The organism is Agrobacterium sp. 22-209-1, assembly GCF_053522485.1.
On sequence record NZ_JBNWCH010000004.1, the window covers coordinates 147,072 to 162,734 of the forward strand.

At 58.9% G+C, this 15,663-nt stretch carries 16 protein-coding genes; 13 read left to right on the forward strand and 3 right to left on the reverse strand.

The genetic code is table 11. From position 1 onward, the window contains the following. Positions 1 to 15 precede the first annotated feature (15 nt). The 3 genes from ACQZ48_RS11855 to ACQZ48_RS11865 are packed head-to-tail and all read right to left on the reverse strand — an operon-like array spanning position 16 to position 2,413. Entirely contained in the window at positions 16 to 1,209 is a 1,194-nt protein-coding gene (locus tag ACQZ48_RS11855; protein ID WP_448728837.1) for a GNAT family N-acetyltransferase, read from the reverse strand. Beyond that, positions 1,206 to 1,946: a glycerophosphodiester phosphodiesterase gene (locus tag ACQZ48_RS11860; RefSeq protein WP_269823991.1), complete on the reverse strand. Its 741-nt coding sequence runs from the start codon at positions 1,944 to 1,946 to the stop codon at positions 1,206 to 1,208. Before ACQZ48_RS11860 ends, ACQZ48_RS11855 begins: the two co-directional genes overlap by 4 nt. Next, the gene (locus ACQZ48_RS11865) at positions 1,943 to 2,413 is read right to left on the reverse strand and encodes a RidA family protein (protein ID WP_137410241.1); all 471 of its coding nucleotides are present in this window, start codon (positions 2,411 to 2,413) and stop codon (positions 1,943 to 1,945) included. The genes ACQZ48_RS11860 and ACQZ48_RS11865 overlap by 4 nt, the downstream gene beginning before the upstream one ends. Positions 2,414 to 2,529: 116 nt before the next feature. On the opposite strand from ACQZ48_RS11865, the gene ACQZ48_RS11870 reads away from it, so the two are divergent. The 13 genes from ACQZ48_RS11870 (at position 2,530) to ACQZ48_RS11930 (ending at position 15,659) form a co-directional block, all read left to right on the forward strand. Beyond that, positions 2,530 to 3,372, forward strand: coding sequence for a cell envelope integrity EipB family protein (locus tag ACQZ48_RS11870; RefSeq protein ID WP_191217625.1), 843 nt, complete (start codon positions 2,530 to 2,532; stop codon positions 3,370 to 3,372). 193 nt (positions 3,373 to 3,565) lie between these two features. Continuing rightward, on the forward strand, positions 3,566 to 4,333 hold the full coding sequence (gene rpsB, locus ACQZ48_RS11875; RefSeq protein ID WP_003496241.1) for a 30S ribosomal protein S2: 768 nt from the start codon (positions 3,566 to 3,568) through the stop codon (positions 4,331 to 4,333). Between the two features lie 358 nt (positions 4,334 to 4,691). Beyond that, entirely contained in the window at positions 4,692 to 5,618 is a 927-nt protein-coding gene (gene tsf, locus ACQZ48_RS11880; RefSeq protein WP_077982378.1) for a translation elongation factor Ts, read from the forward strand. 97 nt (positions 5,619 to 5,715) lie between these two features. After that, complete coding sequence (gene pyrH, locus ACQZ48_RS11885) at positions 5,716 to 6,438, forward strand: UMP kinase (RefSeq protein ID WP_077982942.1); 723 nt, start codon at positions 5,716 to 5,718, stop codon at positions 6,436 to 6,438. A gap of 61 nt (positions 6,439 to 6,499) precedes the next feature. Then, on the forward strand, positions 6,500 to 7,057 hold the full coding sequence (gene frr, locus ACQZ48_RS11890) for a ribosome recycling factor (protein ID WP_004441558.1): 558 nt from the start codon (positions 6,500 to 6,502) through the stop codon (positions 7,055 to 7,057). Between the two features lie 65 nt (positions 7,058 to 7,122). Then, positions 7,123 to 7,866 (forward strand): isoprenyl transferase, encoded by a 744-nt coding sequence (locus ACQZ48_RS11895; protein WP_077982377.1) that lies wholly within the window; start codon positions 7,123 to 7,125, stop codon positions 7,864 to 7,866. Further along, positions 7,866 to 8,699: a phosphatidate cytidylyltransferase gene (locus ACQZ48_RS11900; RefSeq protein WP_077982376.1), complete on the forward strand. Its 834-nt coding sequence runs from the start codon at positions 7,866 to 7,868 to the stop codon at positions 8,697 to 8,699. The genes ACQZ48_RS11895 and ACQZ48_RS11900 overlap by 1 nt, the downstream gene beginning before the upstream one ends. Positions 8,700 to 8,748: 49 nt before the next feature. Further along, positions 8,749 to 9,870, forward strand: a complete 1,122-nt coding sequence (gene rseP / locus ACQZ48_RS11905) for an RIP metalloprotease RseP (RefSeq protein WP_165691200.1) — start codon at positions 8,749 to 8,751, stop codon at positions 9,868 to 9,870. Positions 9,871 to 10,069: 199 nt separating this feature from the next. Beyond that, positions 10,070 to 12,394, forward strand: coding sequence for an outer membrane protein assembly factor BamA (bamA, locus tag ACQZ48_RS11910; RefSeq protein WP_077982374.1), 2,325 nt, complete (start codon positions 10,070 to 10,072; stop codon positions 12,392 to 12,394). A gap of 49 nt (positions 12,395 to 12,443) precedes the next feature. After that, the gene (gene lpxD / locus ACQZ48_RS11915) at positions 12,444 to 13,511 is read left to right on the forward strand and encodes a UDP-3-O-(3-hydroxymyristoyl)glucosamine N-acyltransferase (RefSeq protein ID WP_173989004.1); all 1,068 of its coding nucleotides are present in this window, start codon (positions 12,444 to 12,446) and stop codon (positions 13,509 to 13,511) included. Beyond that, on the forward strand, positions 13,504 to 13,971 hold the full coding sequence (fabZ, locus tag ACQZ48_RS11920; protein ID WP_065653924.1) for a 3-hydroxyacyl-ACP dehydratase FabZ: 468 nt from the start codon (positions 13,504 to 13,506) through the stop codon (positions 13,969 to 13,971). Before lpxD ends, fabZ begins: the two co-directional genes overlap by 8 nt. After that, positions 13,968 to 14,783 carry an acyl-ACP--UDP-N-acetylglucosamine O-acyltransferase gene (gene lpxA, locus ACQZ48_RS11925; RefSeq protein ID WP_077982372.1) on the forward strand — a complete coding sequence of 272 codons (816 nt, stop codon included), beginning with the start codon at positions 13,968 to 13,970 and terminating at the stop codon, positions 14,781 to 14,783. The genes fabZ and lpxA overlap by 4 nt, the downstream gene beginning before the upstream one ends. A 3-nt stretch (positions 14,784 to 14,786) precedes the next feature. After that, positions 14,787 to 15,659 carry an LpxI family protein gene (locus tag ACQZ48_RS11930; protein WP_161596350.1) on the forward strand — a complete coding sequence of 291 codons (873 nt, stop codon included), beginning with the start codon at positions 14,787 to 14,789 and terminating at the stop codon, positions 15,657 to 15,659. The last annotated feature ends 4 nt before the right edge of the window (positions 15,660 to 15,663 follow it).

A 15,663-nucleotide genomic window follows, 5' to 3' on the forward strand; every position in this document is an offset into this window, starting at 1 on the left:
TCTCCTCATGGCGGACTATATGTCCGGTTCCTGTCTCTCGCCCCTGCGGAAGGGCGTGTGTTCATCAAGATAATCGCCGATATGCTCGACCTCTTCGCGCTCCCGCTGAAGATAATCGGCAATGGCGCGGCGCAGGCCCGGATGGGCGATGAAATGCGCCGAATGGGTGGTGACGGGCACGTAACCGCGCGCCAACTTGTGTTCGCCTTGGGCGCCGGCCTCCACGCGTTTCAATCCCTTCGCCAGCGCGAAATCGATCGCCTGATGATAACAGACCTCGAAATGCAGAAAGGGGTGATCCTCGATGCAGCCCCAGTGGCGGCCATAAAGCGCGTCCGAGCCGATGAAATTGATCGCACCGGCAATATAACGTCCCTCGCGTTTCGCCATCACCAGCAGCACATCATCGGCCATGCGTTCGCCGATCAGCGAATAAAACTCCCGGGTCAGATATGGCCGGCCCCATTTGCGGCTGCCGGTATCCATATAGAAGGCGAAGAACTGGTCCCAGATATCCTCGGTCAGGTCGCTCCCAGTCAGCCAGTCGATCTCGATGCCGCTTTCCAGCGCCGCGCGGCGTTCCTTTTTCAACCCCTTGCGCTTGCGTGAGGAAAGGGCGTCAAGAAAATCATCATGGTCGCGATAACCGTCATTGATGAAGTGGAACTGCTGGTCAGTCCTGTGCAGGAAATCGCGCGGCAGAAGGGCGGACAGATCGCCCTCTTCCAGAAATGTGACATGTGCCGAGGAGACGCCGATCTTCTCCGTCACCTGGGCAAGACCGGAGGCCAGTAACGCCTTGAATCGGGTCTCGTCCTCGATTTCTGAAACGAGCAGACGTGGCCCGGTTGCGGGTGTGAAGGGCACTGAACATTGCAGTTTAGGGTAATAATGCCCGCCCGCCCGTTCGAAAGCATCCGCCCAGCCGTGGTCAAAGACATATTCGCCCTTGCTGTGGTTCTTCAGATAGGCCGGCACCGCGCCGACGAGAACACCGGAGGCGTTTTCGAGAAGCAGATGATGCCCGAGCCAGCCGGTTTTGGCTGTCGCCGATCCCGATTCTTCCATGGATGATAAAAATTCATGGGAAATAAAGGGGTTGTATATTTTTCCTGACATATTGCGCGAGGTTCCGGAAAGCCGTTTCCAGCTTTCCGGATCGATATCCCTGAAGGATTGCGCAATGCTGATGGAATAGTCTTCTGTCATGCCGTAGCGGATGGGTTCTCTCTCGGGTCGAAACCTTCGAATGTCATCTGGTCCGCATATTTATAAGTAGTCTTGCGCGCATTTTCATCCCTGACCGTCCAGGTAATCACCGGAAGGCCAAGTTTTCTTTGCGCCTCGATGAAGCTGTTGGGCAGATGACCCCAATGATAGGAGATAAAATCGAGCCCCATCTGCATCGCTTCGTCATGTTTAAAGAAGTCCTCCGGCTTGTCGCCTTCGGCCGTGAGCCCGAGCGGCCAGGGCGAGCCGGCCGCCTTCAGATCTCTCAGCAGATGGTGGTCGAAGCTCATCAGCGCGACGTGGCCCTTATAGCCCTCGAGGTCTTCCAGCACCGCCTCGGCAAAACCGTCGTCGACGCCTTCGCCTTCGCGGCCCTTCAGCTCGATGACGAGCGGCACCTTGCCGGCGCAGAGCACCAGAAGTTGCTTGAGGGTAGGGACGCGATCTTTGGTTTGCCCAACGGAAAGCATCGCCAGCTCCGCCGAGGTGCGTTCACGCACATCGCCTTTGATGCCGGTCAGCCTCTCCAGGTCGTGGTCATGGAAAACCACCGGCACGCTGTCCGCTGCCAGCTGAACGTCGCATTCGATGGCGAAACCGGCTTCGATGGCGCGGGAAAACGCGGAAAGCGTGTTTTCCCAGACCGCCTTGTTGAGATCATGATAACCGCGATGGGCGACGGGCTGAGCCGTCAACCAGGAGAGTTTCAGCGTCATACGTCGATTTCCACGATGGCGTCGATTTCGACAGCGGCATTGAAGGGCAGGCAAGCCATGCCGACGGCGGCGCGGGCGTGTTTGCCGGGCTCACCGAGAACATTGGCAATGAGATTGGAAGCGCCGTTGATGACAAGGTGCTGCTCCACGAACTCCGGAACCGACGCGACAAAGCCATTCAGCTTGATGACACGACGGATTTTCGAGAGATCGCCATTCAAAGCGGCCTTGACCTGTGCGAGAATGTTGACGGCGCATAATTCTGCCGCGCGCTGGGCGCTGGCAACGTCGACATCACGGCCAACAAGGCCCGTCACCGCAATCTTGCCCGATTCCATCGGCAGTTGACCTGATACATAAAGAAGATTGCCGCTGATGGTGAACGGAACGTAGTTTGCGGCTGGTGCTGCGGCGACAGGAAGCGTAAAGCCGAGTTCCTTGAGGCGGCCTTCGATGACGTCAGACATTTTCGTCTCCGGTTTTGTTGTAAATCCTTCAAGAATCCGGCATTCAGAAGATGTTGATCCAAAAGCCGGGTGGTTGCTTGTACAATATGAGCAGCGAGTCCAACAGGAGATATTGCATGTTTGTCAGGACGCTGGGTTTCGTTGCCGCAACAGGGCTTATGACCGGCCTGTCAAACGCTGCCAATGCCTTGCCCGTCGCGGTTCCTGATCTCGTATCGCACCGCGCCGTCTACGATCTCGAACTCAAGGATGCGTCTGACCGTTCCGGCATCGAGGGCATGACCGGCCGCATGGTCTATGAATTCACCGGCTCTGCCTGTCAGGGTTACAAGACGGATTTCCGTTTCGTGACGCAGATCAACACTGGCGACGCCGTGCGCATGACCGACCAGCAGACCACCACCTTCGAAGATCTCGCGGCCAAGAAATTCACCTTCGAGACCAAGTCCTACACCGACGACAAGCTGGACAAGGAAGTGCAGGGGGCGGCGATCGACGGCACTGACGGCGTGAAGGTCGATCTGACCCGGCCGGATGCCCGCCAGGTCAGCCTCGTCGCCAGCGAATTCCCGACGCAGCATATGTTTCAGGTCATCGAACATGCAAAGCAGGGAAAACGCATCTTCGAATCCCGCATTTTCGACGGTTCCGATGATGGCGATGAAAGCCTGATCACGTCCACCCTGGTCGGCAAGTCGCAGATGCCGAAGGATGGCGATGCCGACGCCGGCAAGGCTGGCGAATTCGCCAAAGCGGCATTCTGGCCGGTGACCATCGCCTATTATAACGACAAGACCGGCACCGACGCCCTGCCGATTTACCGCATGTCGTTCAAGCTTTACGAAAACGGAATCACCCGCGATCTGACGATGGATTACGGCGATTTCGTTCTGACGGGAAAGCTCGCCAAGCTCGATATTCTCAAGCCAGAAACCTGCGAAAACAAGCCGGTTCGCTGAAACGCGGGCCGTTCTCGCGGTTTTTTCGCATAAATGCTTGCATTTTCATGCGGGCAACTGTATGCGGCTCACCATTCCACACGCGAAGCTTGGGATGTTCCGGGAGAAATCCGGTTCGTTCCGCCCGGTGGTGTCGATGAAAATTGGCGCTGTTCGCTTCGCGGGGGTTAAACCGGAAAAGGAGTAACAAGGCATGGCATTGCCCGATTTTTCTATGCGCCAGCTTCTGGAAGCTGGTGTTCACTTCGGCCACCAGACGCACCGCTGGAACCCGAAGATGAAGCCGTACATCTTCGGCGACCGTAACAACATCCACATCATCGACCTGGCTCAGACCGTTCCGATGCTGTCGCGCGCCCTTCAGGTCGTGTCCGACACCGTCGCTCGTGGCGGCCGCGTTCTGTTCGTCGGCACCAAGCGTCAGGCGTCCGAAATCATTGCCGACAGCGCAAAGCGTTCGGCCCAGTACTACGTCAACTCCCGCTGGCTCGGCGGCATGATGACCAACTGGAAGACCATCTCCAACTCGATCCAGCGCCTGCGCAAGGTCGACGAGATCCTGAACTCGGAAGCTTCCGGCTACTCCAAGAAGGAACGCCTGAACCTTGAGCGCGAGCGCGAAAAGCTCGAAAAGGCTCTCGGCGGTATCCGCGATATGGGCGGCGTACCTGACCTGATGTTCATCATCGACACCAACAAGGAAAAGATCGCGATCGAAGAAGCCAAGCGTCTTGGCATTCCGGTCGTTGCGATCATCGACAGCAACTGCGACCCGGATCACATCGACTACCCGATCCCGGGTAACGACGATGCTTCGCGCGCCATCTCGCTTTACTGCGACCTGATCGCCCGCGCCGCCATCGACGGTATCGCACGTCAGCAGGGCGCTTCCGGCCGCGACATCGGCGCTTCCGAAGAAGCTCCGATCGAGCCCGCTCTCGAAGACGAGGCTGGCGCCTGATCTAGGCCCTGTCTGGCGGCGATTTCTTAATCGCCGTCTCCTCGACCAGGATATGACAAGGCCGTCAAAGACCTTCAATGGGTTGACGGCCTTGTTCGTTTCTAACCGCTCCGCCATGGGTTTTTAAAAACCGCAGGCGTCCGATGTGGTTGGAACGGTAGGCAGTCTTCATAACGCTGTCACACTAGAGCGGCACCCATCATTTCGATGTATGGCGACGCCGCAGCACTTGGGAATGCGCATGCCCCTTGCCGGACCTCCGGGTTTCAAAGGGTGTGCGGCCGGGTACAGTCATCACCCAGAACTTCGGCACGGCGAATTCAGCCGGCTGACCGATCGAACCGATAAGAGGCACACAATGACCGAAATCACAGCCGCAATGGTGAAGGAACTGCGCGAAAAGTCTGGCGCAGGCATGATGGACTGCAAGAAGGCTCTTGCTGAGACCAATGGCGACATGGAAGCGGCAATCGACTGGCTGCGCGCCAAGGGCATCGCAAAGGCCGACAAGAAGTCCGGCCGCACGGCTGCCGAAGGTCTGGTCGGTGTCGCCACCATGGGTCACAAGGCTGTTGTCGTTGAGCTGAACTCCGAAACCGACTTCGTTGCCCGCAACGATGCGTTTCAGGACCTCATCCGCGGTATCGCCCAGGTCGCCCTCACCACCGATGGCACCGTTGACGCCGTTTCCGCCGCCACCTACCCGGCAACCGGCAAGTCCGTTGCCGACAGCATCAAGGACGCAATCGCCACCATCGGTGAGAACATGACGCTGCGCCGCTCGGCTGCACTCGAAGTGCCGCACGGCGTTGTTGCGACCTACATTCACAACGCTGCCGGCGACGGTATCGGCAAGCTCGGCGTTCTCGTTGCCCTGAAGTCGGAAGGCGACAAGGCCGTTCTGAACTCCATCGGCCGTCAGGTTGCCATGCACATCGCTGCGACCAACCCGCTCGCCATCCGCGCTGAAGAAGTTGACGCCGCTGTTGCCGAGCGCGAGCGCAACGTCTTCATCGAACAGGCCCGCGAATCCGGCAAGCCGGAAGCCATCATCGAAAAGATGGTCGATGGCCGCATGCGCAAGTTCTTCGAAGAAGTCGCCCTTCTGTCGCAGGCTTTCGTCATCAACCCTGACCTGACCGTCGGCGACGCCGTCAAGGCAGCCGAAAAGGAAGCCGGCGCTTCCATCGAAGTGACGGGTATGGTTCGCCTGCTGCTCGGCGAAGGCGTCGAGAAGGAAGAAAGCGATTTCGCAGCAGAAGTCGCAGCCGTCGCCAAGGGCTGATTATATTTACCCAATCTTGGGAAAACGGGAGGGCATCGCGTGACAACGCGGTGCCCTTCGTGTATCCGCGTTTCGGTTACATTTCCGAGGAGTCATGATGTCTTCCAAGCCGATCTACAAACGTGTTCTTCTCAAGGCTTCCGGTGAAGCCCTTATGGGTGATCAGGGTTTCGGTATCGATGTGGCGGTGGCTGACCGCATCGCTTCCGATATCGCGCAGGCGAGGGCGATGGGCGTCGAAGTCGGTGTTGTCGTCGGCGGCGGCAATATTTTCCGCGGTGTCGCCGTGGCCTCCAAGGGCGGCGACCGCGTTACCGGCGACCATATGGGCATGCTGGCGACCGTCATCAACGCGCTGGCGCTCGCAACCTCGCTACGCAAGCTCAGCATCGATACCGTCGTTCTTTCCGCAATCGCCATGCCTGAAATCTGTGAAAGCTTCTCGCAACGTGCGGCGCTCCATCATCTCGCGCAGGGGCGCGTGGTGATTTTCGCCGGCGGTACGGGCAACCCGTTCTTCACCACTGATTCCGCTGCTGCACTGCGCGCGGCCGAAATGGGCGCCGAAGCGATCTTCAAGGGCACGCAGGTGGACGGCATCTATTCCGCCGATCCGAAGAAGGACCCGACGGCGACCCGTTTCGACGAACTGACCCACAGTGAAGTGCTCGGCAAGGGGCTGGCGGTTATGGATGTCGCCGCCGTTGCGCTGGCCCGCGAAAACCACATTCCGATCATTGTTTTCTCTATCCACGAGAAGGGCGGTTTTGCGCAGATATTGACCGGCGGCGGCCGCAAGACCATCGTGCACGACAAATAATCAAAACGATGCCGCCTCAAGGGGCGATTACGGCCGCTGGCCGACAAGATGGAGTATCAAGATGAGTGGTGTTGACCTCAACGATATCAAGCGCCGTATGGATGGCGCCATCAATGCGTTCAAGAGCGATATCGCGTCGCTGCGCACCGGCCGCGCCTCGGCCAATATTCTCGATCCGGTCACCGTCGACGCCTATGGCTCGCGTGTGCCGCTCAACCAGGTGGCCAACATCACAGTTCCGGAGCCGCGCATGCTCGGCGTCAACATCTGGGACAAGTCGATGGTCAACGCTGTCGACCGTGCGATCCGCGAATCCAATCTCGGCCTCAACCCCATCGTCGACGGCCAGAACCTGCGCATTCCTCTGCCTGAACTCAACGAGGAGCGCCGCAAATCGCTCGTGAAGGTCGCCCATGATTATGCCGAAAAGTCCAAGGTGGCGATTCGCCATGTGCGTCGTGATGGCATGGATGGTCTGAAAAAAGCCGAAAAGGACGGTGACATCGGTCAGGACGAAAGCCGTGGACAGTCGGAAAAGGTTCAGAAAATGACCGATGACACGATTTCGGAAATTGACCGCTTGCTTGCCGAGAAGGAAAAGGAAATCATGCAGGTCTGACATCGTTCGCGATAGACCTGTATTTTATTCGTTTTAATTCCGCGCTGCCCTGTTACTGGATCGATATGCCGACGACGACACGTTCCTCCATTCCCGAGCACGTTGCCATCATCATGGATGGCAATGGACGCTGGGCAAAGCAGCGCGGTCTTCCGCGCGTGATGGGGCATCGCCGCGGTGTGGAGGCCGTGCGCGAGACCGTTCGCGCGGCCGGCGACTGCGGAATACGCTATCTCACGCTCTTTGCCTTCTCCTCGGAAAACTGGCGTAGACCCGAATCCGAGGTGAGCGATCTGATGGGGCTTTTGAAAGCCTTCATCCGGCGTGATCTTGCGGAACTGCACCGCGAAAATGTCCGCGTGCGGATCATCGGCGACCGGCAAGGGCTGAAGCACGACATACGCGCGCTCCTCGAAGAGGCGGAGCAGATGACGGCGGACAATACCAAGCTGACGCTGGTGATCGCTTTCAATTACGGCAGTCGCGACGAGATTGCGCGTGCGACAGCGGCGATTGCGCGCGATGTCGCCGAAGGCAGGATTAATGCCGAATCCATTACGCCGGAGATGATTTCGGCCAGACTAGACACGTCCGGTATGCCCGATCCGGATCTCATTATCCGCACCAGCGGCGAAGAGCGCCTGTCGAACTTCCTGCTCTGGCAGGCTGCTTATTCCGAGTTTCTGTTCGTTCCCGAATATTGGCCGGACTTCGACCGCCAGCGATTCTTCTCCGCAATCGAGCAATATGCAACGCGTGACCGCCGCTTCGGCGCACTCACCGAGCAGGTTGCCGTGGCAGGCGCCTGATGAGCCGTGAACTCAGACTGCGGATTGTGTCCGCAATCGTCATGGCGGCGGTCATTCTGGCCGCGACCTGGTATGGCGGCATTCTGTTCCGCATCGTTGCGGGCCTTCTGGCGATCCTCATCTATTATGAATGGTCGACGATTAGCCGGCTGTCGGAGTCGAACCCGACAGGCAACGCCTGGGGCTGGTTCGCGGTTGCCGTCATCGCCGGTAACACGATCTTCGGCGAATCCTCGCTCGATCTGCCTCTATTATCCGGCTTCACGCTGACCGCTGCGCTGTTTCCGATCCTGCGCGGCAAAAACTGGTGGCTGGTGGGTGGTATTTTTTATGCGGGCCTGAGCGGCATATCGCTCTCGGCCATCCGTGGTGACGAGCTGACGGGCTTCGTGTCCATCCTGTTCATCTTCGCCGTCGTCTGGTCGACGGATATTCTTGCCTATTTCGTAGGGCGCGCCATTGGCGGGCCGAAGCTCGCACCTTCGATCTCGCCCGGCAAGACCTGGTCTGGCGCCATCGGCGGGGCGGTGGCGGCCGTGATCGGCGGCGGCGCGGTGTCTATGGCCTATCACGGCAGGATCAGCGTGCTGGTGCTGGTGCTCGCTCTTATTCTTTCGGTATTCAGCCAGATAGGCGATCTCTTCGAATCCTTCGTGAAACGGCGTTTCCAGGTCAAGGATTCCAGCCATCTCATTCCAGGCCATGGCGGCTTCATGGACCGAGTTGACGGTCTTGTTTTCGCCTGCTTTGCGGTATTCCTCATAGCTTTCGTGCATGCGGCGGCAACCGGCGACGTGCCCGGATCGGGCGGCGGTCTGTTGCCGGGTTTCTGAGCGGCGCGAAAGGTCACGACACAAAGGGCAGATTGTCATGAACACAGTAATGGCGGCGACCGGTTTTCTGACCGGCTATATCGTGCCCTTCATCCTGGTGCTGTCGCTGCTCGTTTTTGTGCATGAGATGGGCCACTATCTTGTTGGTCGCTGGTGCGGAATCCGCTCCACCGCGTTTTCCATCGGTTTCGGCCCGGAGCTGATCGGTTTCACCGACAAGCGCGGCACGCGATGGAAAATTTCGGCGATTCCGCTCGGCGGTTACGTCAAGTTCTTCGGCGATGAGGACGCGGCGAGCAAGCCGGATAGTTCCGGCCTGTCGCATATGTCGCTGGAGGAGAGGGCGCAGACGCTTTCCGGTGCTAAGCTGTGGAAGAGGGCGGCCACGGTTGCCGCAGGCCCGATCGCGAATTTCATTCTCGCCATTCTCATCTTTGCGGTGCTCTTTGGCATTTATGGCCGGATGATCGCCGATCCGGTCGTGGCGGAAGTCCGCGAAAACAGTGCTGCTGCCGCAGCCGGCGTTCAACCCGGTGACAGGCTGGTGGCGATCGATGGCGAAAAAGTGATGACCTTCGAGGATGTCCGCCGTTATGTCGGCATCCGCCCGGGCACGCCGATCACCGTAACGGTTGAAAGGGCGGGCGAGGAGCTGAAGCTGCCGATGGTTCCGACCCGCACGGAGACAACGGACCAGTTCGGCAACAAGTTGGAGATGGGTATTATCGGCATCGTCACCGACCAGACCAGCGGTAACTTTCGCCATATTGAATATTCACCGTCTGAGGCGCTGGCTGAAGGTGTGCGCGAAACCGGCCACGTTATCACCGGCACCTTCAATTATATCGGCAATCTCGTGACTGGGCGCATGAATGCCGATCAGCTTGGCGGTCCGGTCCGGGTGGCGCAGGCGTCCGGCCAGATGGCGACACTCGGTATTTCCGCCGTTATCCAGCTTGCCGCCGTTCTTTCCGTCTCCATCGGTCTTTTGAACCTGATGCCTGTGCCGGTTCTGGACGGCGGGCACCTTGTGTTCTACGCCATCGAGGCCATTCGCGGCAGGCCGCTCGGTGCGGGCGCGCAGGAAGTCGCGTTCCGTATCGGAATGATGATGATTTTGGGCCTGATGGTTTTTGCAACATGGAACGATATCAGCAGCTTGATCGGCTGATGATTGTGTTTTAACGGTTTTGTTAGTGACTTGTTTACCGTGTTTATATGCCGAAGTGGCGAATGAGCCACTCTGAAGCACGAAGTAAACAGAATTTAACGTTCACGCTTGCTTGTAGGGGAAAAGCAGGTAAAACGACGCACATGGCCGGAGTCGGGTTCCGCCCGCTGAGGGACAACGTAAAAAGGTAAGAATTGAAATGAAGGCTGGTTCAAGATTTTTGAACGCTGTGTCGGCGGTTGCTCTGTCTGCCGGTGTTTCTTCGGTTGCGGGCCTTGGTGTGCTTGCCTCTGTTGGCGTTGCACATGCAGCCGTCATCAGCAGGATCGATGTTCGCGGGGCCGAAAGGTCGGGCGCGGACTCCGTGCGTTCCAACATCACCATTGCGCCGGGTAAGAACTTTTCCAATTCGGACATCGATGAATCGGTGAAGCGTCTTTACGCCACAGGTTATTTCTCGAATGTCTCCATGCGCGTTTCCGGCAGCACGCTGGTCGTGACGGTCGACGAGAACCAGCTCGTCAATCAGGTGGTCTTCAACGGCAACCGCAAGATCAAGGACGACAAGCTCGCCGGCATCGTGCAGACCCAGTCGATGGGTCCGTTCAATCAGGCAATCGTGACGGCGGATATCGCTCGTATCAAGGAAGCTTACGCAGCCATTGGCCGCAGCGATGTCGAGATCACCACGCAGACCGTTTCCGTCGGTCAGGGCCGGGTGAACATTGCTTTCGTCATCAATGAAGGCGAGCGCACGAAGATCGGTCGCATCGATTTCGTCGGCAACAATGCCTATAGCGATGGTCGTCTGGCCGCCGTCATCAATACCAAGAAGTCCAACATGCTGTCGTTCCTGACGCGTAAGGACGTTTATAACGAGGACAAGCTGCGCGCCGACGAAGAGGCGCTGCGCCAGTTCTACTATAACCGCGGTTATGCCGACTTCCGGGTCGTATCGTCTGACGCGGTGCTGGACGAATCCAAGAACGAATACACCATCTCGATCACGGTCGATGAAGGCAAGAAATACGATTTCGGCAACGTCGTTGTCGAATCGACCGTTCCGGGTGTTGATGGTGCGGAATTGCAGGGTCTCGTTGAAACCCGCCAGGGTGCAAGCTACAGCGCCAAGGAAGTTCAGCAGAGCATGGAGGCGATTTCCAAGCGCGTGGCCGGCGAGGGTTATCCCTTTGCCCGCGTAACGCCGCGCGGTGACCGCGACATGGCGGGCAACACCATCGGTGTGACCTATATCGTCGACCAGGGTGAGCGCGCTTACGTCGAACGTATCGAAATCCGTGGCAACACCCGCACGCGTGACTATGTCATCCGTCGCGAATTCGATATTTCCGAAGGCGATGCGTTCAACCAGACAGTCATCACCGCTGCGAAGCGTCGTCTCGAAGCGCTGGGTTACTTCTCCAAAGTCAATATTTCGACCGCCGGCGGCAGCGCGCCTGACCGTGTCGTGATCGTGGTTGACGTTGAAGATCAGTCGACGGGTTCGTTTGGTATCGGCGCGGGCTACTCGCAGAACGACGGCGTTCTGCTCGAAGCTTCCATCGAAGAAAAGAACTTCCTCGGTCGCGGCCAATACATCCGTCTCGCCGCCGGTGCGGGTGAAGATGATGCACGCAGCTATACGCTGTCCTTCACGGAGCCTTATTTCCTCGGCTACCGTCTGGCAGCAGGTTTCGACCTGTTCAAGAGCCAGAGCCGCAGCGAAGACTATTATGACTACGACGAGCAGGGCTTCTCGCTGCGCGTGACCGCGCCGATTACCGAGGACCTCTCAACGACGTTCAAGTACACCTACAAGCAGCTCAATTATGACGGCGAAGGCGACTGGGAAACCGGCAGCAACCTTGCCGCTCCCTACAAGGACCTGATCCGTGGCGGTGACTGGACACAGTCCATCATTTCGAACACGCTGAACTACAATACGCTCGACGACCGCAACATGCCGCGCGAAGGCTGGCAGGCTGCTCTGACGAACGAATTTGCAGGTCTCGGCGGCGATTCCGAATATTACAAGATTTACGCCAAGGCTCGCTTCTTCTACACGCTTTCCGATGAGTACGATGTCATCGGCTCTCTGACCGGCCAGGCCGGTCACGTGGTGCCGACAGGCGACAATCTGCTTGTGTTCGATCAGTTCAAGTTCGGCGGCCGTCAGGTTCGGGGCTTCAAGAACGATGGTATCGGTCCGCGCATCGGCTCCGACTCCATCGGCGGCACGACCTATTTCGCCGCTTCTGCTGAAGTCTCAGCTCCGATGCCTGGGGTTCCGGAAGATTTCGGCCTGCGCCTTGCTGGCTTCGTGGATGCAGGCACGCTGTATGGCAACAAGGTTGCCAACAGCGCCGGTGTGAAGGACGACAACTCCATCCGCGCATCCGCCGGTGTGGGTGTGATGTGGGCGTCGCCTTTCGGTCCGATCCGTGTCGACTACGCCGTGCCTTTCGCCAAGGAAGACTACGACGAGGAACAGCGTTTCCGGTTTGGCATGTCCAACACTTTCTGATATCGGCAGTCCAGAACTGCAACTTTGAACGTTCTGGAGTTTCCGGCTGATGGAATACAACGCCTTTTTTCCGCCCCACGAGGGACTGCGATTGAAAGATATCGCAGACCGTCTTGGGGCGGAACTGTCTGATGACGCAGCGGGAGAGCGGATCATTCGCTCCGTCGCGCCGGTCTACCGGGCAAAACCCGATCAGCTCTGCTACATTCTTTCGCGCAAGAACCGCGACGAGCTGCAGACCTGCGACGCTGGCGCCGTCATTTGTGACACCGCACTTGTGGACATGCTTCCGTCTCACACCCCTGCGCTGATATCGAAAAACCCGCACACGCTGTTTGCGCAGGTTGGTGCCTTGCTGCATCCTTCCGCCATGCGTCCTGGTCCGATTGCGCGTATGGACGCTGAAATTTCCCATGCTGCGCATGTCGATCCCTCTGCGAAGCTGGAGGCTGGCGTCATCGTCGAAGCGCTCGCTGTGATCGGAGCTGGCGCCCATATCGGTGCTGGAACGCGGATCGGTCCCGGCGTCATCATCGGGCAGGATGTGCAGATCGGGCGCGATTGCACCATTGCCGGCGGCGCAAGCGTTCTTGCGGCCCTCATCGGTAATAATGTGATTATCCATAACGGCGCGCGCATCGGTCAGGATGGTTTCGGTTATGCGCCCGGTCCGCGCGGCATGCTGAAGATCGTGCAGATCGGCCGGGTCATTATTCAGGACAATGTCGAGATTGGCGCCAACACTACGATCGATCGCGGCACCATGGATGACACGGTCATCGGCGAAGGCACCAAGATCGACAATCAGGTCCAGATCGGCCACAACGTGCGCATCGGCCGCCATTGCGGCATCGTCAGCAAGGTTGGCATCGCGGGCAGCACCCGCATAGGCGACGGTGTGATGATTGGCGGTGCGGCCGGAATCAATGGCCATATCAACATTGGCGACGGCGTACAGATCGCGGCGATGAGCGGTGTTGTGGCGGACGTGCCGGCAGGCGCCCGTTATGGCGGCACGCCTGCGCGTCCGATGAAATATTTCCTGCGCGACATGGCCGAAATTCTGGCGCGCGCTGAAGGGCGTGATAAAAAAACAGGAGAGAAAAAAAATGACTGAAGAAACGAAGACGGCGCTCGGCGCGGCTGACATTCTGGAAGTCATGAAGCTTCTGCCGCATCGTTACCCGTTCCTGCTGATCGACAAGATCATTGAGATCGATGGTAACAATTCGGCGATCGGCATCAAGAACGTCACTGTCAACGAACCGCATTTCACCGGTCATTTCCCGGACCGGCCGATCATGCCCGGCGTTCTGATTGTTGAGGCCATGGCCCAGACGGCGGGTGCGATCTGTGCTCGCAGCCAGGGTGAGGGCGGTCACCTAGTCTATTTCATGACAATCGACAATGCGCGTTTCCGCAAACCCGTGGTCCCCGGTGATCGTCTGGAAATTCACGTCGTCAAGCAGCGCCAGCGCGGCAATGTCTTCAAATTCCATTGCGAAGCGAAGGTGGACGGCGCGCTGGTGGCGGAGGCTGATGTCGGCGCCATGATGATCCCCGAGGATCAGCAATGAGCACGATCGCCGCCTCGGCCAGAATTCATCCGAGCGCCGTGATCGAAGACGGTGCGGTGATCGGTGAAAACGTCGTCATCGGTGCGCTGAGCTATGTCGGTGCAAAAGTCACGCTGCATGACGATGTCCAGCTGCACAATCACGCCGTTGTTTCCGGCCTGACCGTGATCGGCCGTGGCTCGGTTGTCCATCCCATGGCGGTCATCGGCGGCGCGCCGCAGGCGGTTCGCCACGACGGTTCGGAAACGACGCTCGAGATCGGTGAGCGCTGCATCATGCGTGAGGGCGTAACGATGAACGCCGGCAGTTCCGATGGCAGCGGCAAGACCGTTATCGGCGACGATAATCTTTTCCTCGCCAATTCGCATGTGGCGCATGATTGCCGCCTCGGTAGCCATATCATCCTGTCGAACAATGTGATGCTGGCGGGCCATGTCACCATCGAGGACCGCGCGATTCTGGGCGGCGGCTGCGCCGTGCACCAGTTCACGCGCATCGGCCGCCAGGCCTTCATCGGCGGGCTGTCGGCGGTTAATTACGATGTCATTCCTTATGGCATGCTGAATGGCAATCCCGGCATTCTTGGCGGTCTGAACGTCGTCGGCATGACCCGTGCCGGCATTGAGCGCGCCGATATCCACAAGGTCAGACGCGTCTACAAGGCGATTTTCGAGGCCGAAGGCACGATCCGCGGGAATGCCGCAGCCATTGACCGTAACGACTATCTGGATTGCCCGCAGGCGCTTGAAGTCATCGATTTCATCGGTGCGGATAGCGACCGCGCAATATCCTCGCCCAACCGGGGCAAGTGAGCCGTGACAGGCGGCGGGCGTCTCGCCATTGTGGCCGGCAGCGGCCAGCTGCCGCTATATGTGGCGGCCGCCGCCCGTGAGATGGGCGAGAACCCGTTCATTGTGCGCCTGCGCGATGATTCCCGTTTCGACTGGAGCGGTTTCGACAATGCCGTGATCAGTGTCGGCGATGTCGCCGGGCTTGGCCGTCTGCTGCGTGAAAACCGGGTAGACCGTGTCGTGCTATCCGGCGCCGTGGCGCGGCGTCCGGAATGGCGCGAGATCCGACCCACAGTCGGCATCCTGCTCAAACTGCCGTCCATTGTCAGGACGCTGCTGTCGAGCGGCGACGACGCCGTTCTTCAGATGGTTATCAAGATCATCGGCACGCTCGGCGCAAAAGTCATCGGTGCCCACGAAATCGCACCCGGCCTGCTGGCCGCGATAGGCCCTTTCGGTACGCAAAAACCTGCCGAGGATGATCTGCGAGATATACGCAAGGCGGCTGAGGCTGCGCTCGCGCTTGGCAAGCTCGATGTGGGGCAGGGCGCGGTCGCCGTCGGTGGCCGTATCGTCGCGCTGGAAGGCGTTGAGGGAACGGATGCCATGCTGGCGCGCGTCGCGGCATTGCGTGCGGAGGGACGGATATCCCCGCGCCGCAAGGGCGTGCTCGTAAAGCTGTGCAAGCCGCAGCAGGATGTGCGCGCTGACCTGCCGACAATCGGTGTGGAAACGGTTGAGAATGCGCGAAAGGCCGGGCTGGCAGGTATCGCCGTCGAAGCCGGGCGGGCGCTGGTACTCGATCGCGAGGCGATGTTGAAAGCGGCCGATGAGGCGGGCATATTCGTCTGCGGCATCGATACGTCACTTGGCGGAGATATGATGGGGGAGGCCTGATCGG